At 63.1% G+C, this 22,647-nt stretch carries 22 protein-coding genes; 16 read left to right on the top strand and 6 right to left on the bottom strand.

All coding sequences use genetic code 11. The features are described from left to right. The first annotated feature begins 25 nt into the window (after positions 1–25). Entirely contained in the window at positions 26–1,267 is a 1,242-nt protein-coding gene (locus ACU5AY_RS01070; protein ID WP_446827655.1) for an MFS transporter, read from the top strand. Positions 1,268–1,301: 34 nt separating this feature from the next. Here ACU5AY_RS01070 and ACU5AY_RS01075 read toward each other — a convergent pair whose 3' ends face one another. From ACU5AY_RS01075 to hemC, 5 genes are all read right to left on the bottom strand, one after another. After that, positions 1,302–1,793: a tellurite resistance TerB family protein gene (locus tag ACU5AY_RS01075; RefSeq protein ID WP_446827656.1), complete on the bottom strand. Its 492-nt coding sequence runs from the start codon at positions 1,791–1,793 to the stop codon at positions 1,302–1,304. A 39-nt stretch (positions 1,794–1,832) separates the two neighbouring features. Beyond that, on the bottom strand, positions 1,833–3,509 hold the full coding sequence (locus ACU5AY_RS01080; protein WP_446827657.1) for a heme biosynthesis HemY N-terminal domain-containing protein: 1,677 nt from the start codon (positions 3,507–3,509) through the stop codon (positions 1,833–1,835). 13 nt (positions 3,510–3,522) lie between these two features. Beyond that, positions 3,523–4,785 carry a mitofilin family membrane protein gene (locus ACU5AY_RS01085; protein WP_446827658.1) on the bottom strand — a complete coding sequence of 421 codons (1,263 nt, stop codon included), beginning with the start codon at positions 4,783–4,785 and terminating at the stop codon, positions 3,523–3,525. A gap of 67 nt (positions 4,786–4,852) precedes the next feature. Beyond that, entirely contained in the window at positions 4,853–5,587 is a 735-nt protein-coding gene (locus tag ACU5AY_RS01090) for a uroporphyrinogen-III synthase (RefSeq protein ID WP_446827659.1), read from the bottom strand. A gap of 4 nt (positions 5,588–5,591) precedes the next feature. Next, positions 5,592–6,521, bottom strand: a complete 930-nt coding sequence (gene hemC / locus ACU5AY_RS01095; protein ID WP_446827660.1) for a hydroxymethylbilane synthase — start codon at positions 6,519–6,521, stop codon at positions 5,592–5,594. Positions 6,522–6,594: 73 nt separating this feature from the next. On the opposite strand from hemC, the gene tsaD reads away from it, so the two are divergent. Genes tsaD through ACU5AY_RS01120 form a run of 5 tightly spaced genes read left to right on the top strand, consistent with a single transcriptional unit; the run spans position 6,595 to position 10,065 of the window. After that, a complete protein-coding gene (gene tsaD, locus ACU5AY_RS01100) occupies positions 6,595–7,692 on the top strand; it encodes a tRNA (adenosine(37)-N6)-threonylcarbamoyltransferase complex transferase subunit TsaD (RefSeq protein ID WP_446827661.1) in 1,098 nt (365 codons plus the stop codon). Then, the gene (locus tag ACU5AY_RS01105; protein WP_446827662.1) at positions 7,689–8,672 is read left to right on the top strand and encodes an NAD(P)H-dependent glycerol-3-phosphate dehydrogenase; all 984 of its coding nucleotides are present in this window, start codon (positions 7,689–7,691) and stop codon (positions 8,670–8,672) included. The genes tsaD and ACU5AY_RS01105 overlap by 4 nt, the downstream gene beginning before the upstream one ends. A 16-nt stretch (positions 8,673–8,688) precedes the next feature. Then, positions 8,689–8,982, top strand: a complete 294-nt coding sequence (locus ACU5AY_RS01110; RefSeq protein WP_446823000.1) for a YciI-like protein — start codon at positions 8,689–8,691, stop codon at positions 8,980–8,982. A gap of 6 nt (positions 8,983–8,988) precedes the next feature. Then, the gene (locus ACU5AY_RS01115) at positions 8,989–9,417 is read left to right on the top strand and encodes an EVE domain-containing protein (RefSeq protein ID WP_446823001.1); all 429 of its coding nucleotides are present in this window, start codon (positions 8,989–8,991) and stop codon (positions 9,415–9,417) included. After that, positions 9,418–10,065, top strand: a complete 648-nt coding sequence (locus ACU5AY_RS01120; protein WP_446827663.1) for a class I SAM-dependent methyltransferase — start codon at positions 9,418–9,420, stop codon at positions 10,063–10,065. It abuts the gene before it with no gap. On the opposite strand, the gene ACU5AY_RS01125 is transcribed toward ACU5AY_RS01120, so the two are convergent. Beyond that, on the bottom strand, positions 10,062–10,481 hold the full coding sequence (locus ACU5AY_RS01125; RefSeq protein ID WP_446827664.1) for a hypothetical protein: 420 nt from the start codon (positions 10,479–10,481) through the stop codon (positions 10,062–10,064). The genes ACU5AY_RS01120 and ACU5AY_RS01125 overlap by 4 nt on opposite strands. 291 nt (positions 10,482–10,772) lie before the next feature. Between ACU5AY_RS01125 and sdhC the strand changes: the two genes are divergently transcribed. From sdhC to ACU5AY_RS01175, 10 genes are all read left to right on the top strand, one after another. Beyond that, complete coding sequence (gene sdhC, locus ACU5AY_RS01130) at positions 10,773–11,165, top strand: succinate dehydrogenase, cytochrome b556 subunit (protein WP_446827665.1); 393 nt, start codon at positions 10,773–10,775, stop codon at positions 11,163–11,165. Between the two features lie 12 nt (positions 11,166–11,177). After that, positions 11,178–11,558, top strand: a complete 381-nt coding sequence (gene sdhD / locus ACU5AY_RS01135) for a succinate dehydrogenase, hydrophobic membrane anchor protein (protein WP_446823005.1) — start codon at positions 11,178–11,180, stop codon at positions 11,556–11,558. Between the two features lie 7 nt (positions 11,559–11,565). Beyond that, positions 11,566–13,410 carry a succinate dehydrogenase flavoprotein subunit gene (gene sdhA, locus ACU5AY_RS01140; protein WP_446827666.1) on the top strand — a complete coding sequence of 615 codons (1,845 nt, stop codon included), beginning with the start codon at positions 11,566–11,568 and terminating at the stop codon, positions 13,408–13,410. A 17-nt stretch (positions 13,411–13,427) separates the two neighbouring features. After that, the gene (locus tag ACU5AY_RS01145; RefSeq protein WP_261928974.1) at positions 13,428–14,207 is read left to right on the top strand and encodes a succinate dehydrogenase iron-sulfur subunit; all 780 of its coding nucleotides are present in this window, start codon (positions 13,428–13,430) and stop codon (positions 14,205–14,207) included. A 289-nt stretch (positions 14,208–14,496) separates the two neighbouring features. Further along, positions 14,497–15,015 (top strand): protease inhibitor Inh/omp19 family protein, encoded by a 519-nt coding sequence (locus ACU5AY_RS01150; protein WP_446823007.1) that lies wholly within the window; start codon positions 14,497–14,499, stop codon positions 15,013–15,015. 39 nt (positions 15,016–15,054) lie between these two features. Next, positions 15,055–16,218 (top strand): cell division protein ZapE, encoded by a 1,164-nt coding sequence (gene zapE / locus ACU5AY_RS01155; protein ID WP_446827667.1) that lies wholly within the window; start codon positions 15,055–15,057, stop codon positions 16,216–16,218. Positions 16,219–16,396: 178 nt separating this feature from the next. Further along, positions 16,397–17,359, top strand: coding sequence for a malate dehydrogenase (gene mdh, locus ACU5AY_RS01160; RefSeq protein ID WP_261928977.1), 963 nt, complete (start codon positions 16,397–16,399; stop codon positions 17,357–17,359). Between the two features lie 33 nt (positions 17,360–17,392). Further along, entirely contained in the window at positions 17,393–18,589 is a 1,197-nt protein-coding gene (sucC, locus tag ACU5AY_RS01165; RefSeq protein ID WP_446827668.1) for an ADP-forming succinate--CoA ligase subunit beta, read from the top strand. A 5-nt stretch (positions 18,590–18,594) separates the two neighbouring features. Beyond that, complete coding sequence (gene sucD, locus ACU5AY_RS01170) at positions 18,595–19,497, top strand: succinate--CoA ligase subunit alpha (RefSeq protein ID WP_446827669.1); 903 nt, start codon at positions 18,595–18,597, stop codon at positions 19,495–19,497. 155 nt (positions 19,498–19,652) lie between these two features. Then, on the top strand, positions 19,653–22,637 hold the full coding sequence (locus ACU5AY_RS01175; protein ID WP_446823011.1) for a 2-oxoglutarate dehydrogenase E1 component: 2,985 nt from the start codon (positions 19,653–19,655) through the stop codon (positions 22,635–22,637). Positions 22,638–22,647: the final 10 nt, after the last annotated feature.

Below are 22,647 nucleotides of genomic sequence, written 5' to 3' on the forward strand. Positions count from 1 at the left end.
CCGGCCGGCGCCATCGGAAAGCCTCATGCATTCACAGACCCAGTCCGGACGTTTCGCGGCTTTCCGCCACTCCTCCTACCTCCGCTTCTTCCTGTCGCGCTTCCTGCTGACCTTCGCGGTGCAGATCACCAGCGTCTCGGTCGGCTGGCAGATGTATGACGAGACCGGCAGCGCTCTCTATCTCGGCCTGATCGGGCTGGTGCAGTTCCTGCCGTCGCCGGTGCTCATGCTGGTGACCGGAACCGTCGCCGACCGCTATAACCGCAGGGCGATCATGGCGGCCTGCATCGGCGTGCTGGGCGCTTGTACGGCGGCTATCCTGGCGTTGACGCTGGCCGGCCTCTTTCCACCTTTTGTCATCTTCGCGATCCTGCTGGTTCTCGGCATTGCCCGAGCCTTCATGGGGCCTGCCGTCCAGTCGCTGGCGCCCAACCTCGTGCCGAAGGAAGATCTCGGCAACGCTGTCGCCTGGAATTCTTCCGCCTGGCAGACCGCGACGATCGTCGGTCCGGTGACCGGCGGTCTGCTCTATGGTCTCGGCGCCTCCGTGCCCTATTCGGTCGCGGTCCTGCTCTTCATAGCCGCCGCCGTTCTGGCGCTCCTCATTCCCAAGCCCGCCTCGCGGGGGCCGGCGAAGGCTGTCGGGCTGGAAACGGTGCTGGCCGGGTTCCGGTTCATCCTGTCGGAAAAGGTTGTTCTCGGCGCGATCTCGCTGGACCTGTTTGCCGTGTTGCTCGGCGGCGCGGTGGCGCTGATGCCCATCTATGCGCGCGACATCCTCGTTCTCGGGCCGCTTGGTCTCGGCCTCCTCAGGGCCGCGCCTGCTTTCGGCGCCATCGGCATGGCGCTGTTTCTCGCAAGCGTGCCGATCACCAAGCATGCGGGTGTGTTCCTGTTCCTCGGCGTCGCCGTCTTCGGCGCGGCAACAATCGTCTTCGGGATCTCGCAGACCGCCTGGATATCCATCGTGGCGCTCCTGTTCATGGGCGCGGGCGACATGATCTCGGTCTATGTGCGCGAAACGCTCATCCTGTTGTGGACGCCCGACGAGGTGCGCGGCCGGGTGAGCGCGGTCAACATGGTGTTTGTGGGGGCTTCCAACGAGCTCGGGGAATTCCGTGCCGGCACCATGGCTTCGGTCTTCGGCGCCGTTGCCGCCGTTGTCATCGGTGGCGCCGGAACGCTGGCGGTCGCCGGGCTCTGGTCCCTCTGGTTCCCCAAGCTCCGCAGCATCGATACGCTGGAAGCGCCCAAGCACGTCGATTGATGAGCTTGTCAGCGTCGAAGCGTATCGAGGAAGATCAACCTTCGGACGAGCCCTCAGATGTCGGTGTGTCGGCCAGCGTGCGCGCCTGCGCCTGCTGGCGCATGATGATCCGATCACGGCCGGAAATGCCCAGCAGTTCGGCGATCCGCCAGATGGCGTTGTCTTCGAGCTCGCTGCGTTCGCCGTCCGCATAGGCGATATCCCAGAGGATGCCGATCAGCTCGATGCGCTGCTCCTCATCGAGGGCCCACTTGATCGACGAGGTGAAGCGGTAATAGTCCACCGCCTCGCTTTCGACGTTGCGGGCGGCTTTCACCAGATCGTCTATCCGGCCGTCGTCGAGATCGAAATGCGACTTGAGAACCGAGCGCAGCTTGGCCTTCTCGGAAGCCTCCACTCTGCCATCCGCCTCCATGACCTGGAGGCAGAGGGCGACGATGGCGATCTTCGGATCGTCCGGGGAGAATTCGGACGACGGGCGGGCAATGTTGAGACTTTGGAAGAAAGTCTGAATTCTTTCCAGCATGGGGCTATCCAGTTTGGCCTGACCTTGGGGTGGCGACCCTTAAAAAAGGCGCAGGCGGGTTTTTGGTTCCGTCTCCTTGCTTGGATCCTTCACGCCCGGATCGTCCGGCGGACGCCCGAAGAACGGATCCTCGATCCCCCTGGATTGCTCCTCTTCCCTGTTTTTTGTCGGCTTTGCCGCGACGGTCTCGGTGACCGGCTTCGGCTTGACGGGTTCGACCTTGCGGACCTCGGCAACAGGCTCTGCCTTCTTCGCCTCCACCGGTTCCTCTGGCGGCTTTGCAACGGGCTTTGCAAGGTCCGCCTCGATGATGGTGGCTGTGGTCTCGACACGTGCCTCGGCTACTGGTTCCGGTGCTGGGGCAGGGGCCTTGTTTTCCAGCGGCGGCAGCGGCGGCAGGGAACTGGAATTCTCGATTGCTCCCGGCATCTGCGTAAACGGTGCCTTCCACTCGAACGCGTCGAGCTTGCCGGTCACCGGCGAAACCGGCAGCCATTTCTCCGAAACGAAGCCGTCGGCGATCCAGGCCGGGTCGCGCGGCGCGCGTAGCGCCGCATTCATCCAGTAGCGCACACGACCCTGATCGCCGGTCTCGGCGTCCTCGATGTCGGCCAGCAGCAGGCAGATGCCCTCGCGGGCCTCCATCCGCATCGCCGCCTCGGCTTTCTGGCGTGCTAGCGAGAACTCCTTGGCGTCGAGCGCCGCATGGGCGGTGACGATCAGGCCTTCGAGGTTGTTCGGCTTCAGGCTTTCCAGCTTTTCGGCGCGCTTCAGTCGGTCGACGGCGGACGTGCCGCCCCGCGCATTGATGTAGACGTCGGCGATCTGGGGATGGGGATTGAGCTTCCAGGCCTGTTCCAGAACGCTTGCCGCCTTGCGCAGGTTGTCTTCGCGCAGATAGGCCTTGCCGGCCGCAATCGCCGCCGGCACGAATTCCGGCTCAAGCCTCAGCGCCTCCATGGCGTCCTCGCGGGCACCCTTCGGGTCACCTTCCAGCCGGTCGTTGGCGCGGGCGGTCAGCAAGGCGGCGCGTTTGCGCCTGGCTTCTTCCTTGGTCAGGATCTTGGCGACCTTCTGCTGGTCGACCATGGTCAGCGCATTGTCCCAGTTGCCGAGCTGACAGCGTGTCTCCAGGGCGGCTTGCGCGGCCCAGGGGAGATAGGGTGCCTTTTCCACGGCGCGTTCCGCATACTGGCGGGCCGCTTCGTCGGCGCCGAGACGCTTTGCCTCGAGATAAAGCCCGCGCAGGCCGAGTTCCGCCGTTTCCGGGTCTTCGGCCATCTGTTCGAACTTGCGCCGGGCCTCGTCATGCTTGCCCTCGATCATCGCCGCCTGGGCGTCGAGGAGCTGGATCAGAGGTTCCTGGTCGACCCTGAGCAGGCCGCGGGCGCGAGCGCTCATCTTGCGGGCCAGCAGCGCATTGCCGGCACCGGCGGCAATCATGCCGGTCGACAGCGCCTGATAGCCGCGGTCACGCTTGCGAGCACGGAAAAAGCGGGTGACGCGGTGCGGCGAGGTCCAGATCGAACGCAGCAGCCACCAGACGAGCATGACAGCCGCGACGGCCACCACGAGCAGGACGGCCGCGACCTGCAACTGCATCTCGTAGAGCTGCCCCTCCCAGACGAGGGAGATGTCGCCGGGCCTGTCGGCCAGCCACGAGAAACCGTAACCGAGCGCGAGGACGAGAAGGGCGAATATCAAAAGACGTATCATGCGATCCCTTGTCCTAGTTTGTGCCCGCTACAGCACTTGTCATGATGCTTTCGGCGAGTTCTTCGACCTTGATGCGCTTGTCGAGCGTATCCTTGAAATCGCTTGAGGCCTGCTTGCCGGCGTCCGGAAGGCTTTCCCATTCGATCGCCGCACCCTTCAGGTCGCCGTTCTTCAGCTTTTCCTCCATCCGCGCGACGATCGCCTCGACGCTGTCGCCTTCGACCATGCCGACGGGGCGGACCTTGATCAGCGACTTGGCGCTCGACAGCAGCCGGTCGGTCAGGCTCTCGTCGCCGGCCGGCTGATTGACCGCCTCGATGATCCGGTCGGCGACCGGCGAGAACTGCCGGGCGAGATCCGAGCGCGACGGAACGCCGATAGCGGCATAGGGCGCGAGGTCCTTGACGGGCTGGCTATCCGGAGCAACGCCCTCGAGCGTCGCAAGTTCCGCCTGGAACGGACCGCCGCGGTCGATTGCGGTCTTCAGGGTCGCGGCCGCGACGGCGCGCGCCATGCTGACATCCTTGCGGGGTTCGTCGATCTTCTTTTCCGCGGTCGCCAGACGGTCGGTAATTTCCTGCGTCGTTTCGGTCTGGGCCTCGGTCGTCCTGGCGAGTTCCGATTTCAACGCCGCGACCGTATCGTTGAGACCGGCGATCTGGCTTTCGAGGGCGGAGCTGTCGAATGGCTGCGCGCTGCCGGCGTTCTGCTGGGCCTGCTCGAGAGCGGCAATGCGCGTTTCAAGCTGTGGATCGGCGGTACCGCCGGCCGGAGCGGCCTTCAGGTCGGCAATCTGGCTCTTCAGGCTGGCGATCTCGGTTTCCAGCCCGCTCGCGTCGAAGGACGGTTCGCTCGATGCGGCCGGCTTGGAGGCGGAGGGCAGGTAGCCGGCATATTGCATGGAGCCGGCGAGCGCCAACGCGACGACGCCGCCGACGATGCCGGCTGCAAGCAGTCCAGCGCCGCCGCGGCTCGGCGCCGCATGCACCGGTTCCGTCGGCTTGGGGCCTTCGGTCGGCGGCTCTTCTATCGCCTCGCGGGCGGCCTCGTCCGTGTAGGTTGCCTCCGGTACCGGGTCATCCGCCTTGGCTTCGCTCGGCTTCTCATCCGCAAATGCTTCCGGCGCTCCGGACTGCGGCTCATCCGGCACGCTGTCGGCTTTCGGCTCGGATGTTTCGGCAGACGCCGTCTCTTCCGTCGCCTTCTCCGCTTCGAGATCGATCGTTACCGGGTCCTTCTTGGGACGGGAACGGCGTGCCGGCTTTTCCGGATCCATGACTACCTCTTCATTCTTGCAGTGCAAAGAAACTAGTCAGTGACTCGGGCCATGAAAAGGCCCTTGATCACTTTTGCTTCTCCAGGAGGCGAAAAAGCGTGTCTTCATCGGGGTTTGTCGCGATTGCGACCCTTTCCCGCAGAGTGTCGGGCAGCGCTTCGGCGATATTGGGGCTGAGACAGGCAAACCGCAGCGATTGCAGCCCTTCGCGATCATCCGGATCAAGCGGCAGCGCGAGAAGGCGCTCGGCATTGGCACGCGAGTAGAGAAGAACCACATCGGCTGGCGGATCGAAGAGCGCGCGGCGAACGGTCGCCGGATCGTAGGCGATGTCTTCCATGCGGTAGACGTCTACGGTGCGAAAGGCGATCCCGTGTTCGGCCAACCCGGCCTCGAGCCCGGATGCCCTCGGCGTTCCGGCAAGATAGACGAGCGGATTATCGATCGAGGTCGGCGGGCATTCTTGCTCGATCCGGATGGCGAGCTCACGACCGCTGCCCTGCGACTCGATGATTTTGGTGAAGCCGGCTTGCCTGGCCGCGGCCGACGTTGCCGGGCCGACGCTGAAAAGCGGGATCGAAAGGAGGCTTTCGGGGATTGGCGCGGCGGCGGATAGTGCACGGATCGCTTCCGCGCTGGTTGAGGCCAATGCCGCCGGTTCGGCGCAAAGGATATCGTTCCAGTCGATGGCTTCGTGGACGGCCAGGGTCAGCGGCAGAAACACGGGCTCGTGGCCAAGGGCGCGAAGCCGTGCCGCCGAGCCTTCGGCGGAGGTGGCCGGACGGGTGACGACCACCCGCATCGGCTCAGCTCCAGCCTTCGAAGAAACCGGGTCCGGCCTTGGCGCGGATGATTTCGCCCGCCCTGGCGCCCAGCGCCAGCGCATCGCCACGTTGGCCGTCGATCGTGACCTCGTGAACCTTTGTGCCGTCCGGGGACAGGATCGTGCCGGAGAACTTCAGCCGGTCGCCGTCGAATTCGGTGTAGCCGGCGATTGGCGTGCGGCAGGAGCCATCGAGCGTCGCTAGAAAGGCGCGCTCGAGCGTCACGGCGTCGAATGTCGGGCCGTCATTGATGGCGGACAGCAGCTCGTCGGTGCGCTCGTCGCCGATACGGCTTTCGATGCAGATCGCACCCTGCGCCGGCGCCGGCGGGAAATCCTTCGGGTCGAGCAGGGCCGTCGGCACGTCCGTCTTGCCGAGCCGCTTCAGGCCGGCATAGGCGAGCAGGGTCGCGTCGACCTGGCCTTCGGCGAGCTTGCGCAGGCGGGTCTCGACCGCGCCGCGGAAGATGACGACGGAGATATCCGGACGCAGCCGGCGGATCAGCGCCTGGCGGCGCAGTGACGATGAGCCGACGGTTGCCCCATGCGGCAGTTCCATGAGCGTCGGCGCGGTGCGGCCGATGAAGGCGTCGCGGATGTCCTCGCGGGGCAGGTAGGCGGAGATGTAGAGGCCGCTCGGCAGAACCGTCGGCATGTCCTTCGACGAGTGAACGGCAAAATCGAGCCGGCCGTCGGCAAGCTGCTCTTCGAGTTCGTAGGTGAAAAGGCCCTTGCCTCCGATCTCGGCGAGTGCCCGGTCCTGCACCCGGTCGCCCTGGGTCGACAGCACGACGATCTCGAACATGTCTTCGGTCAGGCCATGGGCAGCCATCAGCCGGTCGCGGGTCTCGTGAGCCTGTGCGAGCGCCAGCGGGCTGCCGCGCGTGCCGATCCGGAAAGGTTTTGTTTGCATCCGCACTGATCCGTTGTTACCGGAAGGCTTCGTAACCATGTTTGCATGAAACCGCAATCAACGAACGGATCAAATGACGGACCCCTTGTGCATTCTCGGGATCGAATCGAGCTGTGACGAGACCGCTGCCGCGGTGGTTCTGCGCCATCCCGACGGCAGGGGCGAGATCCTGTCGGACGTCGTGCTGAGCCAGCTGGAAGAGCACTCGGCCTATGGCGGCGTCGTTCCGGAAATCGCTGCCCGCGCCCATGTCGAGGCGATGGACACGCTGGTCGAGGAGGCGCTGCGGCAGGCGGGCGTCACGCTCAAGGGCATAGACGCCGTTGCCGCGACTTCAGGGCCCGGACTGATCGGCGGGCTCATCGTCGGGCTCATGACCGGCAAGGCGATCGCCATGGCGGCACGCAAGCCACTTTACGCGGTCAATCACCTGGAAGGACACGCGCTGACGGCGCGGCTGACCGACGGCCTGTCGTTTCCCTATCTGATGCTGCTCGTTTCCGGTGGCCACACGCAGCTTGTGCTGGTGCGCGGCGTCGGCGCCTACGAGCGCTGGGGCACGACCATCGACGATGCGTTGGGCGAAGCGTTCGACAAGACGGCGAAGCTTCTGGGATTGCCCTATCCGGGCGGGCCGGCCGTCGAGAAGGCGGCCGAAACCGGCGATCCGAAGCGCGTCTCCCTGCCGCGGCCGCTGGTGGGTGAAGCGCGGCTCGATTTCTCGTTCTCCGGATTGAAGACAGCCGTGCGCCAGGCCGCCACCGAAATCGCGCCGCTCTCCGACCAGGATATCGCCGATATCTGCGCCTCGTTCCAGCAGGCGGTTTCCCGCACGCTGAAGGATCGCATCGGCCGTGGTCTCATACGCTTCAAGGAAGCCATGCACGGGCTTTCGGAGACGCCGGCGCTCGTGGTTGCCGGTGGCGTTGCGGCAAACAAAGCTCTGCGGGAGACGCTGCTTGCGCTTTGCGGCGAACACGGTTTCCGTTTCATCGCGCCGCCGCACCGGCTGTGCACCGACAACGCGGCAATGATCGCCTGGGCGGGACTGGAGCGGATGGCGGCAGGCTTCGGGCCGGATCAGCTCGATGTCCAGCCGCGGTCGCGCTGGCCGCTGGACGCGGATGCCGAGACGCTGATCGGCCATGGCAAACGGGGAGCGAAAGCATGAGCGAAACGATTGCCGTCATCGGCGCCGGCGCATTCGGCACCGCGCTTGCCGCCGTTGCTGCCCAGAAGGGCAGGGCGAAGGTCACCCTCGTCGGTCGCGACGCATCGCTGATGCGTTCGCTGGCATCTTGCCGCATCCATGAAAAGTCCCTGCCGGGCATTCGCCTGCCGGATAATCTGGAGCTTTCCTCCGATCCAGACGTCATTCACGACGCAAAGATCGTGCTGTTCGCGATGCCGTCGCAGGCGCAGCGCGAGGCCGCGCGCTTCTACAGGTTCAACATTTCCCACGCCGCAACGGTCGTCACCTGCGCCAAGGGCATCGACCGGCATACGGGCGATCTGCTGACCGATGTACTGGAAGAGGAACTGCCGGATCAGGAGATCGCCGTTCTGTCCGGTCCGGGTTTTGCCGCGGATATCGCCAAGGGGTTGCCGACGGCGATGGCGCTGGCCGCCGCTCGCATGGAGACTGCGGAGCGGATCGCGGTCGCCCTTTCGAGCCGGACCTTCCGCCTCTATCCGGCGTCCGACCGGGTCGGCGTCCAGCTTGGCGGCGCATTGAAGAACGTGCTGGCGATCGCCTGCGGCATCGTGGAAGGCGCCGGGCTTGGTGATTCTGCTCGCGCGGCGCTGATCTCGCGCGGACTTGCGGAAATGTCGCGACTGGTCGCCGCCAAGGGCGGCGAGGCCGGCACGGTGCGCGGTCTCTCCGGCCTCGGCGATCTGGTGCTGACGGCGACGTCGCACCAGTCGCGCAACCTGCGTTACGGTATTGCGCTCGGGCGTGGCGACATGGCGGATGCTGGCCATGGAACGCTCGTCGAAGGGGCGTTCGCTGCATCGGTGGCTTCCCGGCTGTCGCGCGAGCTTTCCGTAGACATGCCGATCACCGAAGCCGTCGCGGCCATCATCGACGGCCGTCTCGATATTCCCGCCGCCATCGAGCAATTGATGACGCGGCCCATCACCACCGAATAAACTTCGAGGACAAGACATGCTGTTTGCCTTTCTCTGCACCGACAAGCCCGGACACCTGAATGTCCGCATGGACACCCGGCCGGAACACCTGGCCTGGCTCAACGGGTTGAATGAAAAGGGTGTGCTGAAGATCGCCGGCCCGTTCCTCGGCGAGGACGGCAAGCCGTGCGGCAGCCTGGTGATCGTTGAGGCTGCCGACAAGGCCGCCGCCGCCGAGATCTCTGCCGCCGACCCCTATGCGAAGGCGGGCCTGTTCGAAAGCGTCGAGATCAAGCCCTATAACTGGGTCTTCAACAATCCGGAGGCGTGAGGCGTCATGGCATACTGGCTGTTCAAATCCGAACCCTTCAAGTTCTCCTGGGAGATGCTGAAGGCCAAGGGCGACAAGGGCGAGCAGTGGGACGGCGTGCGCAACTACCAGGCGCGCAACAACATGCGGGCCATGAAGATCGGGGACAAGGGCTTCTTCTACCACTCCAATGAGGGGCTCGAAGTTGTCGGCATCGCCGAGGTCTGCGCGCTGGCCCATCCCGATTCGACGACAGACGATCCACGCTGGGAATGCGTCGATATCCGTGCCGTGCAGGACGTCCCGAAGCCGGTCAGCCTGAAGGACGTGAAGGCCAATCCGAAGCTTGGCGAAATGTCGCTCGTGACCTCCATGCGCCTGTCGGTGCAGCCGGTGACGGAAGACGAATATCTGGAAGTCTGCCGCATGGGCGGGCTGGACAATCCGCCGCGCTGAATGCGTACCGATCCGCGCGCCTTCATTCTGGACAATACCGCGGTCATGGCGCCGCCGCATGTGCCGGAAATCCGGCTGCATCTGGCGGATGAAGCGCATGACCTGTGGCTGAAGACGGAGGAGGAGCTGCAGGAGATCGGCCTGCCGCCGCCGTTCTGGGCCTTCGCCTGGGCCGGCGGGCAGGGGCTCGCCCGCTATGTTCTCGACCACCCCGAGACCGTCAGAGGCAAGCGCGTGGTCGACTTTGCCACCGGCTCAGGTCTGGTGGCGATCGCGGCATGCATGGCGGGAGCCGCAAGCGTGCTGGCGGTCGATATCGATCCGTGGGTGGAGACGGCGGTGGCGCTGAATGCCGAGGCAAACGGCGTGACGCTCGAGTTCACGAAAGCCGATATCATCGGGCAGGATATCGAAGCGGACCTTCTGCTGGCGGGAGACGTCTTCTACGATCAGGCCTTCGCCGCGGCCATCATTCCCTGGTTCGAACGACTGTCCGCATCGGGCATCACCGTCATTGCCGGTGACCCGGGACGGGCTTACTGCCCCCGGGATAGGTTGACGCCGCTTGAGGTCTATGAAGTGCCGGTCACCCGTGCGCTGGAAGACAGCGAGGTCAAGCGCGCGGTCGTCTGGCGGTTCGGCGACTAGGGGCGGATGACGCAGACGCCTGCTTCCATGGAGCAATTGGCGGCAGCCACGTCCGGTGAGACATGGATGATCTTGGCCGTCGGTGGCGGCGCGATCGTCTGGACGCCCGGTCCGCTGCGCGAAAGATAGGCGTAGGTGCCATTGCCGCGATAGCTGACGACCGAAATGCTGCCGGCATAGGTGCCGTTGCCCTTGATGTGGATTGGAACATTCGGGCCGATGAAGGGCGGGTTGTCGAAGCCTATGTCGCCGCGGTCATACCTGTCACGGTCGTGGCGGCCATGATCGCGATCCCAGCCGCGGTCGCCGTAATGACGGTGACGGGAGAAATCTCCGGCGGTTGCCGTCATGGCAAGCCCGCAGGCGGCAAGGATCAATGTTGCGAGGGAGAGTGACTTGGCGATGCGCGCTATCATGGCGGCCTCTTTCTGACTCAGTACAAAAGTTAATGAAAGATTAATCGCGAAGCCGTTGAAAGGCAATGGCCGGCCCTATGGCGGCGCTTTCGCCGGTCCCTTGCCGCAGCGGCCCTGCCGCCCAGATTTAAATAATCGATTAAATGCCGAATTGGTCGTCCTCAGCACTTGCCGCGACGTAAATCGGCTATTAAACGAGGGAATTGGTGCAACGCACATTCGATGCACAATTGTTGTGCGTTTGATGGAAAGACGTGCTTAAAGCCACGTCCAACGCCTTATGAGGACACGATGGCGAATGTGACAAACAACCGGCCGCTGTCGCCGCATCTGCAGATTTACAAGCCAATCCCGACCATGATCATGTCGATCGTTCACCGCATCACCGGTGGCGCGCTCTATTTCGGCACGATACTCGTCGCATGGTGGCTGATCGCTGCGGCGTCCGGCCAAGCCTATTTCGATTGGGTCAATGCAATCTACGGCTCCTTCATCGGCCGCCTGATCCTCTTCGGCTACACCTGGGCGCTGGTGCATCACATGCTCGGCGGCCTCCGCCATTTCATGTGGGACCTCGGCTACGGCTTCGAAAAGCATTTTTCCACGAAACTCGCCAAGGCGACGATCGTTGCCTCCATCTGTCTGACCATCCTCATCTGGATCGTCGGCTACATCGCGCGGTAAGGGAGTAAGCTCATGGACATGCGTACGCCACTCGGCAAGGTGCGCGGGCTCGGATCCGCGAAAGACGGTACGGAACATTTCTGGCGCCAGCGGCTGACGGCCGTCGCCAACGTGCCCCTGCTCCTGTTCTTCATCTTCTTCCTGATCGCCTATAACGGCGCGGACTACGCCACGGTGGTGAGCGCTCTCGCCAACCCGGTCGTCGCGGTGGTCATGGCGCTGGTCATCATTTCCGGCATCATCCACATGAAGCTCGGGATGCAGGTGATCATCGAAGACTACGTGCATGGCGAAAAGATGAAGCTCGCCCTTCTGATGCTCAACACATTCTTTGCGGTTCTGATTGGCGCGCTCTGTCTCTTCGCCATTCTGAAGATCGCATTCGTAGGATAACCGCGTTATGGCTGAAAACAGTTCACCCGCCCGGAATAGCAAGGCTTACACTTATGTCGATCACGCCTATGACGTGATCGTCGTCGGCGCCGGCGGCGCCGGCCTGCGCGCCACGCTCGGCATGGCCGAGCAGGGCTTCAAGACGGCCTGCATCACCAAGGTCTTCCCGACCCGCTCGCACACTGTTGCCGCCCAGGGCGGCATTGCCGCCTCGCTGCAGAACATGACGCCGGACTGCTGGCAGTGGCACCTCTACGACACCGTCAAGGGGTCCGACTGGCTCGGCGACGTCGACGCCATGCAGTATCTCGCCATGGAAGCGCCGAAGGCCGTCTACGAGCTCGAGCATTACGGCGTGCCGTTCTCGCGCAACGAGGAAGGCAAGATCTACCAGCGTCCGTTCGGCGGACACATGCAGAACTACGGCGAAGGCCCGCCGGTGCAGCGCACCTGCGCCGCTGCCGACCGTACCGGCCACGCCATCCTGCATACGCTTTACGGCCAGTCGCTCAGGAACAATGCGGAGTTCTTCATCGAGTACTTTGCGCTCGACCTGATCATGTCCGACGACGGCCGCTGCACGGGCGTCGTTGCCTGGAACCTCGACGACGGCACGATCCACCGCTTCTCCGCCAAGATGGTCGTTCTGGCGACCGGCGGCTACGGCCGCGCCTACTTCTCGGCAACCTCGGCCCACACCTGCACGGGTGACGGGGGCGGCATGATCGCCCGCGCCGGCCTGCCGCTTCAGGACATGGAATTCGTCCAGTTCCACCCGACCGGCATCTACGGCGCCGGCTGTCTCATCACCGAAGGCGCACGCGGCGAGGGCGGTTACCTCGTCAACTCCGAAGGCGAGCGCTTCATGGAGCGCTATGCGCCGTCGGCCAAGGATCTTGCATCCCGCGACGTCGTTTCGCGCTGCATGACGATGGAAATCCGGGAAGGCCGCGGCGTCGGCAAGAACAAGGATCACATCTTCCTGCATCTCGACCACCTGGATCCCGCCGTTCTGCACGAACGCCTGCCGGGCATTTCGGAAAGCGCGAAGATCTTCGCCGGCGTCGACGTGACCCGCGAGCCGATCCCGGTCCTGCCGACCGTGCATTACAACATGGGCGGCATCCCGACCAATTACTGGGGCGAAGTGTTGAACGCCGACGGCTCCAATCCGGAACGCATCGCTCCCGGCCTGATGGCCGTTGGCGAAGCAGGTTGCGCCTCCGTTCACGGCGCAAACCGCCTCGGTTCCAACTCGCTGATCGACCTCGTGGTCTTCGGCCGTGCGGCAGCGATCCGCGCCGGTCAGATCATCGACCGGGCAGCGCCGATCCCCGCCCTCAACACGGCGGCCTGCGACAAGATCATGGACCGGTTCGACAGCCTGCGTCACGCCTCCGGCGTGGCGCCGACGGCCGTCGTTCGCGACAAGATGCAGCGCGCCATGCAGGAAGACGCCGCCGTGTTCCGTACGCAGGAAGCACTGGAATCGGGTTGCCGCCGCATTTCGGAAATCTGGAAGGGCGACCTTCAGGATATCAAGGTCACCGACCGTTCGCTGATCTGGAACTCCGATCTGGTCGAAACGCTGGAGCTGCATAACCTGATGGCGAATGCGATCACAACGGTTTACGGCGCGGAAGCCCGCAAGGAAAGCCGCGGCTCGCATGCCCGCGAGGACTATGTCGACGGACCGTTCGGCGGCCGCGACGACGTCAATTGGCGCAAGCACACGCTGGCCTGGGTCAACGAAGCCGGCGACGTCAAGCTCGACTATCGCCCGGTTCACACCGAACTTCTGGCCGACGGCATCGATCCGCACAAGATCGAGCCCAAGGCTCGCGTTTATTGATTGAGGAGATCTGAACCATGGTTGAACTCGCTCTCCCCAAGAATTCGCAGGTCGGCGAAGGCAAGACCTGGCCGAAGCCGGAAGGCGCGACGAACGTTCGCGAATATCGCGTCTACCGCTGGAATCCGGACGACGGCAAGAACCCGTCGATCGACACCTATTACATCGATCTCGACAATTGCGGACCGATGGTGCTCGACGGTCTGCTCTACATCAAGAACAACATCGACCCGACGCTGACGCTGCGCCGTTCCTGTCGCGAAGGCATCTGCGGATCGTGCGCGATGAACATCGACGGCACGAACACGCTCGCCTGCACCAAGGGCATGGACGATATCAAGGGTGCAGTGAAGATCTACCCGCTGCCGCACATGCCGGTGGTCAAGGATCTGGTGCCGGACCTCAACAACTTCTACGCCCAGCACCGCTCGATCGAACCGTGGCTGAAGACGGTTTCGCCGCCGCCGGCCAAGGAGTGGAAGCAGAGCCACGAGGATCGCCTGAAGCTCGACGGGCTTTACGAGTGCATTCTCTGCGCCTGCTGCTCGACGTCCTGTCCGAGTTACTGGTGGAACGGCGACCGCTACCTCGGTCCGGCCGTCCTCCTGCAGGCCTATCGTTGGCTGATCGACAGCCGTGACGAAGCGACCGGCGAACGCCTCGACGATCTGGAAGATCCGTTCCGCCTCTATCGCTGCCACACGATCATGAACTGCGCGCAAGCCTGCCCCAAGGGTCTGAACCCGGCCAAGGCGATCGCCGAGATCAAGAAGATGATGGTCGAGCGCCGCGTCTGACGTCGCGCTTTGCAGATCGTTTGAAGACGGGCCGCGTGCAAATCGCGGCCCTCTTTTTTGCATCGAGGTTCACGGGCGATTCGGCAATTGCCCGTGCCCGTCCAGCCTGAGACGATCATATCCGGGGACGCTTACGGCTGCTTTGCGGCCAAACGGCAAAAAAGGCGGGCCCTTTGTCCCTTTGCCGTGAATTCGCCGGTGCTTGCCTTGATTCATCCCCATCTTTCACGATAATTCGGGCAACCTCTAGGGAAGACAAGCCCGTCAAGGGCAAGCAAGGAGTTTGGCGATGCAGTTCAGATTTGCGGCGGCCGGCGTAATGATCGCTCTGGCACTCTCGGGATGCCAGCGTACGTCCTATTACGACCAGCAGCCGTCGTCGACCTTGCCGCCGCTTCAGGCCCAGCCGGTGCCGTCCGTCCAGTCCGGCCAGTTGCCGCCGCCGAACGGAACGCAGGTGCCGGGCGACCAGACGATGCAGAACGGCATGCCGCCGGCCGGCAACCCCGCCATGGCTGCCAATGCGCTGGATGTCACGAAGGAATCCATGGTCGGCAGCTGGAAGGTTTCCAATTCCGGCGTGACCTGCGACATGTTCCTGACGCTCACCAATCTCGGCTCCGGCCTGCGCGGCGGTACGCGCGGCTGCCTCGGCCCGCTCACCACGATGGCGTCCTGGGAAGTCAGCGGCAAGCAGATTTCGGTCAAGGATCGCGACGGCAACGTAATCGGCACGCTCTACAAGACGGCCGACACCCGCTTCGACGGCACCACGGCTGCCGGTCAGCCCTTCAGCCTCAGCCGCTAACAGGATCCGCCGCGTCCTGCGGCGGCATACGGGCGATCCATGCAGCCTGCGCCAGACTACAACATCAGCGTCAGCGAAAAGCTGAAGGCCTTGGCCGGATCCGGCGAATTGAAGCCGGATCCGGCACAGATGGCGGTGGCCGCTCGCCTCGACCGCATCCTGACCGACCTCAAGGAACACCGGCACGCCGCGAAGACCAGCGCGCTCGGCTGGCTGTTTGCCGCCCGCAAGGGCAAGAAGAAAGAGGCGGTCAAGGGCCTCTACGTTCATGGCAGCGTCGGGCGCGGCAAGACCATGCTGATGGACATGTTCTTCGAGATGGCGCCGGTGAAACGCAAACGGCGCGCGCATTTCCACGAATTCATGGGTGACGTTCACACCCGCATCCATGCGCATCGACAGAAGCTGAAGAACGGCGAGACGAGTCAGGCCGATCCGGTGCCGCCGGTCGCCGCTGACCTTTTCGCCGAGGCGGAGCTTCTCTGCTTCGACGAGTTCACGGTCACCGATATCGCCGATGCGATGATACTTGGCCGTTTGTTCACGGAACTCTTCTCGCGCGGCTGCGTGCTGGTGGCGACGTCCAACGTCGAGCCGGACAATCTTTACAAGGATGGCCTTAATCGCGGCCTGTTCCTGCCCTTTGTCACACTGCTGAAAGAGTATGTGGGCATCGTGTCGCTGGATTCTCCCAACGACTACCGCATGGAGAAGCTGAACAGCCTGCCCGTCTACATGACGCCGCTTGACGACCGCACGGATGCGGCGATGAACGCGACCTGGAATGCCTATGCCGAGGGACGCAAGCCTTCGGCGGAAACGATCGAGCTTAAGGGGCGTTCGATCGCGGTGCCGCAGGCCGGGGGGCGGATGGCGCGGTTCAGCTTTGCCGATCTCTGCAGCAAGCCGCTGGGGGCATCCGACTATCTGGCGATTACCGAGAAATACAGCACCGTCTTTGTCGATCACATTCCGCAAATGGGGGCAGATCGTCGCAACGAGATCAAGAGATTGATTATCCTTGTCGACGCTCTTTATGATCGCAAGGTGCGCCTGATCGCGTCGGCGGCCACGTGGCCGGAGGAACTTCTGACCGAAAGGCGCGGTACGGAAGGCTTTGAGTTCGATCGCACGATCTCGCGCCTGTTTGAGATGCGGAGCCAGGAATATCTGGAAGCCAGCCGGGAAGCCCATGCCGGCTGATGCTGAAATGGTGCAAAATTATCTTACGTTTACGTAAGAATTTTAGTATCTAAACGATTGAAATTCCTCAGCCAAAATTAATCGGTTGCCATATTTACGCTTTAGGGCTATGCGAAAGCCCGATAATGGAGGCACATCCAGGTGTCGGTCCGTTCTTAAAGCGCAAAGGGAGCACTTCATGGCCCGCAAGAAAATCGCACTTATTGGTTCCGGTATGATTGGTGGTACGCTGGCGCATCTGGCCAGCATGAAAGAACTGGGCGACGTCGTCCTGTTCGACATTGCCGACGGCATTCCGCAGGGCAAGGGTCTCGACATCGCCCAGTCCTCGCCGGTCGACGGCTTCGACGCCAAGCTGACGGGCGCCAGCGATTACTCGGCCATCGAAGGTGCGGATGTCTGCATCGTCACCGCCGGCGTGCCGCGCAAGCCGGGCATGAGCCGCGACGATCTTCTCGGCATCAACCTCAAGGTCATGGAGCAGGTTGGCGCCGGCATCAAGAAGTATGCCCCGAACGCCTTCGTCATCTGCATCACCAACCCTCTCGACGCCATGGTCTGGGCGCTGCAGAAGTTCTCCGGCCTGCCGAAGAACATGGTCGTCGGCATGGCCGGCGTTCTGGATAGCTCGCGCTTCCGCCTGTTCCTCGCACAGGAATTCGACGTTTCCGTTGAAGATGTCACCGCCTTCGTTCTCGGCGGCCATGGCGACTCGATGGTGCCGCTCGCCCGTTACTCCACGGTTGCCGGCATTCCGCTGACCGACCTCGTGAAGATGGGCTGGTGCACGAAGGAACGCCTCGAAGAAATCATCCAGCGCACCCGTGACGGCGGCGCCGAGATCGTCGGTCTCCTGAAGACCGGCTCGGCCTATTACGCCCCGGCGGCTTCCGCGATCGTGATGGCTGAATCCTACCTCAAGGACAAGAAGCGTGTCCTGCCCTGCGCCGCCTATCTCGCCGGCCAGTACGGCGTGAAGGATATGTATGTCGGCGTTCCGACCGTGATTGGCGCCGGCGGCGTCGAGCGCGTCATCGAAATCGATCTGAACTCTTCCGAAAAGGAAGCTTTCGACAAGTCCGTCGGCGCGGTTGCCGGTCTCTGCGAGGCCTGCATCAACATCGCTCCGGCACTCAAGTAATCACCTGAACCTTATCAAAGCAGGGATATACGAATGAATATTCACGAATATCAGGCCAAGGCTCTTCTGAAGAGCTACGGCGCGCCGGTCGCGGAAGGTGTGGCCATTTTCTCGGCTGACGAAGCCGAAGCCGCAGCCAAGAAGCTGCCGGGACCGCTTTACGTGGTCAAGAGCCAGATCCACGCCGGCGGCCGCGGCAAGGGCAAGTTCAAGGAACTCGCCCCCGACGCCAAGGGCGGCGTTCGTCTCGCCAAGTCGATCGAAGACGTTGTCACCAACGTCAAGGAAATGCTCGGCAACACGCTCGTGACCAAGCAGACCGGCGCAGCCGGCAAGCAGGTCAACCGTCTCTACATCGAAGACGGCGCCGACATCGACCGTGAGCTTTACCTCTCGATCCTCGTCGACCGTTCCGTCGGTCAGGTTGCCTTTGTCGTTTCGACCGAAGGCGGCATGGACATCGAAACCGTTGCGGAAGAAACCCCCGAGAAGATCGTCACCGTGGCGATCGATCCGGAAGCCGGCGTGACCGCGGACAACGCAAATGCGCTCGCCGACGCGCTGAAGCTCGAAGGCGCTGCCCGCGAAGATGCGCTGAAGCTCTTCCCGATCCTCTACAAGGCCTTCGTCGAAAAGGACATGAGCCTGCTCGAGGTCAACCCGCTGATCGTCATGACCAACGGCCGCATGCGCGTCCTCGACGCCAAGGTGTCGTTCGACGGCAATGCGCTGTTCCGTCATCCGGAAGTCGTCGAACTGCGTGACATCACGGAAGAAGACGAGAAGGAAATCGAGGCCTCGAAGTATGACCTCGCCTATGTCGCCCTCGACGGCAACATCGGCTGCATGGTCAACGGCGCCGGTCTCGCCATGGCGACCATGGACATCATCAAGCTCTACGGCGCCGAGCCGGCGAACTTCCTCGATGTCGGCGGCGGCGCTTCCAAGGAGAAGGTCACCGCAGCATTCAAGATCATCACGGCCGATCCGGCGGTGAAGGGCATCCTCGTCAACATCTTCGGCGGCATCATGAAGTGCGATGTCATTGCCGAAGGCGTTCTCGCCGCGGTCAAGGAAGTTGGCCTCAAGGTGCCGCTCGTCGTCCGCCTCGAAGGCACCAATGTCGAACTCGGCAAGAAAATCATCAACGAAAGCGGCCTCAATGTGATCTCCGCTGACGATCTGGACGATGCCGCCCAGAAGATCGTCGCCGCTGTGAAGGGGGCCTGAGTTAGATGTCCATTCTCGTAAACAAAGACACCAAGGTCCTCGTGCAGGGCCTCACCGGCAAGACCGGTACCTTCCACACCGAGCAGGCGCTTGCCTATTACGGTACTAAGATGGTCGGCGGTATCCACCCCTCCAAGGGCGGCAGCAACTGGACCGGCGCAAAGGGTGAAACCCTGCCGATCTTCGCCTCCGTCGCCGAAGGCAAGGAAGCCACTGGCGCGAACGCCTCCGTGATCTACGTTCCGCCGGCAGGCGCCGGTGCGGCGATCATCGAAGCGATCGAAGCCGAAATCCCGCTGATCGTCTGCATCACTGAGGGCATCCCGGTCGAAGACATGGTCAACGTCAAGGCGAAGCTCGACAAGTCCAAGTCGCGCCTGATCGGGCCGAACTGCCCGGGCGTCCTGACGCCGGAAGAATGCAAGATCGGCATCATGCCGGGTTCCATCTTCAAGAAGGGCTCGGTTGGCGTCCTGTCGCGCTCCGGCACGCTGACCTATGAAGCCGTGTTCCAGACCTCGAACGAAGGCCTCGGCCAGACGACGGCTGTCGGCATCGGCGGCGACCCGGTCAAGGGCACCGAATTCATCGACATGCTGGAAATGTTCCTGGCCGACGACGAGACGAAGTCGATCATCATGATCGGCGAAATCGGCGGCTCCGCGGAAGAAGATGCGGCACAGTTCCTCAAGGACGAAGCCAAGCGCGGCCGCAAGAAGCCGATGGTTGGCTTCATCGCCGGCCGCACGGCTCCTCCCGGCCGTACGATGGGCCATGCCGGCGCCGTCATTTCCGGCGGCAAGGGCGGTGCGGAAGACAAGATCGCGGCCATGGAATCGGCCGGCATCCGCGTCTCGCCGTCGCCGGCTCGCCTCGGTAAGACGCTGGTCGAAGTCCTCAAGGGCTGACATTTGAAATTCCATGAGGGGAGGGCCACATTTTCCCCTCATGGTTCCGGTTTATCCCGGCGGCGGCAAGTCGGGCCGTTTGAAATGCCGACGAGAAACCTGGGTGACGAGAAAAGCCCTGACAAGGAGGCAGGCCCGCGGGTCTGCAAATACCCATGGCAAGACAAGAAGCCAACGAACAGTTTCAAATCACATCCTTCCTGGATGGCCAGAACGCTGCCTATATCGAGCAGCTCTACGCGCGCTACGAGGATGACCCGGCATCGGTGTCTCCGGAATGGCAGGCGTTTTTCAAGGCTCTGGAAGACAATCCGGACGATGTGAAGAAGGCCGCCCAGGGCGCGTCCTGGAAGCGCAAGAACTGGCCGATCGCCGCCAACGGCGACCTGGTCAATGCGCTCGACGGCGACTGGGCCACGGTCGAGAAGGCCGTTGAAGGAAAGCTCAAGGCCAAGGCGGAAGCCGCAGGCAAGCCGGCTGGCGGCACCGACGTGCTGCAGGCAACGCGCGATTCCGTTCGCGCCATCATGATGATCCGCGCCTACCGCATGCGCGGCCACCTGCATGCCAAGCTCGATCCGCTCGGCATTGCCGCTGCTGTCGAGGATTTCAAGGAACTGGCGCCGGAATCCTACGGTTTCACCGAAGCGGACTACGACCGTCCGATCTTCATCGACAAGGTGCTCGGCCTGGAATACGCCACCATCCGCGAGATGCTGGCGATCCTGAAGCGCACCTATTGTTCGACGCTCGGCGTCGAGTTCATGCACATCTCCGATCCGGAAATGAAGTCCTGGATCCAGGAACGCATCGAGGGCCCGGACAAGGGCGTCGAATTCACGCCGAACGGCAAGAAGGCTATCCTTCAGAAGCTGATCGAGGCCGAAGGCTTCGAACAGTTCATCGACGTCAAGTACAAGGGCACCAAGCGCTTCGGCCTCGATGGTGGTGAAGCGCTGATCCCGGCGCTCGAGCAGATCATCAAGCGCGGCGGCCAGATGGGTCTCGAGGAAATCGTTCTCGGCATGGCCCACCGCGGCCGCCTCAACGTGCTGTCGCAGGTGATGGCCAAGCCGCACCGGGCGATCTTCCACGAGTTCAAGGGCGGCTCCTATGCTCCGGACGATGTCGAAGGTTCCGGCGACGTGAAGTATCACCTCGGCGCGTCATCCGACCGCGAGTTCGACGGCAACAACGTGCACCTTTCACTGACGGCAAACCCGTCGCACCTGGAAATCGTCAATCCGGTCGTCATGGGCAAGGCCCGCGCCAAGCAGGACCTGAAGGCGAAGAACTGGGACAACGATGTCATCCCGCTGAAGGAGCGCGCCAAGGTCATGCCGCTCCTGCTGCATGGTGACGCCGCATTCGCCGGCCAGGGCGTGGTTGCCGAAATCCTCGGCCTTTCCGGTCTGCGCGGCCATCGCGTCGCCGGCACGGTCCACTTCATCATCAACAACCAGATCGGCTTTACGACGAACCCGCATTTCTCGCGGTCCTCGCCCTATCCGTCCGACGTGGCCAAGATGATCGAAGCGCCGATATTCCACGTCAACGGCGACGACCCGGAAGCCGTCGTCTACGCTGCCAAGATCGCGACCGAGTTCCGGATGAAGTTCCACAAGCCGGTCGTCATCGACATGTTCTGCTACCGCCGCTTCGGCCACAATGAAGGCGACGAGCCGTCCTTCACCCAGCCGAAGATGTACAAGGTCATCCGCTCGCACAAGACGGTCGTCCAGCTCTATGGCGAGCGCCTGGTGCGCGAAGGCCTGCTGAGCGAAGGTGAACTGGAAAAGATGAAGGCCGACTGGCGCGCCCGTCTGGAACAGGAGTTCGAGGCCGGCCAATCCTACAAGCCGAACAAGGCCGACTGGCTGGACGGCGCATGGTCGGGCCTTCGGGCTGCCGACAATGCGGACGAGCAGCGCCGCGGCAAGACCGCCGTGCCGATGAAGACGCTGAAGGAAATCGGCAAGAAGCTGTCCGAAGTGCCGGAAGGCTTCAACGTCCACCGCACCATCAAGCGCTTCATGGACAATCGCGCCGAGATGATCCAGACCGGTGAAGGCATCGACTGGGCCATGGGCGAGGCACTCGCATTCGGTTCGCTCTGCCAGGAAGGCACCGCCGTCCGTCTGTCCGGTCAGGACGTCGAGCGCGGCACGTTCTCGCAGCGCCATACCGTGCTCTACGATCAGCAGACCGAGGAACGCTACATTCCGCTCGCCCATGTCGGCGGCGGGCAGGGCCGCTACGAGGTCATCAACTCGATGCTCTCGGAAGAAGCCGTTCTCGGTTTCGAATACGGCTATTCGCTGGCCCGTCCGAATGCGCTCACCCTTTGGGAAGCGCAGTTCGGCGACTTCGCCAACGGTGCGCAGGTCATCTTCGACCAGTTCATCTCGTCGGGCGAACGCAAGTGGTTGCGCATGTCCGGCCTCGTCTGCCTTCTGCCGCACGGCTATGAAGGTCAGGGTCCGGAACACTCCTCGGCCCGCCTCGAGCGCTGGCTGCAGATGTGCGCCGAAGACAACATGCAGGTCGCCAACTGCACCACGCCGGCCAACTACTTCCATATCCTGCGCCGGCAGGTGAAGCGCGATTTCCGCAAGCCGCTGATCCTGATGACGCCGAAGTCGCTGCTGCGCCACAAGCGTGCGGTCTCGTCGCTGTCGGAGCTGGCCGGCGAATCCTCGTTCCACCGCCTGCTGTGGGACGATGCGGAAGTCATCAAGAACGGCCCGATCAAGCTGCAGAAGGACAACAAGATCCGTCGCGTCGTGCTCTGCACAGGCAAGGTCTACTACGACCTGCTCGAAGAGCGCGAGAAGCGCGGTATCGACGACATCTACCTGCTGCGCGTCGAACAGCTCTATCCGTTCCCGGCCAAGGCGCTCATCAACGAGCTGTCGCGCTTCCGCAACGCGGAAATGGTCTGGTGCCAGGAAGAGCCGAAGAATATGGGCGCCTGGGCGTTCATCGACCCGTATCTGGAATGGGTGCTCGCCCACATCGACGCCAAGTATCAGCGCGTGCGCTATACGGGCCGCCCGGCCTCGGCCTCGACGGCAACGGGCCTGATGTCGAAGCACCTGGCGCAGCTGGAAGCTTTCCTGGAGGACGCGCTCGGGGGCTGATGCTCCCCTG

The organism is Rhizobium sp. PAMB 3174 (genome assembly GCF_052908375.1).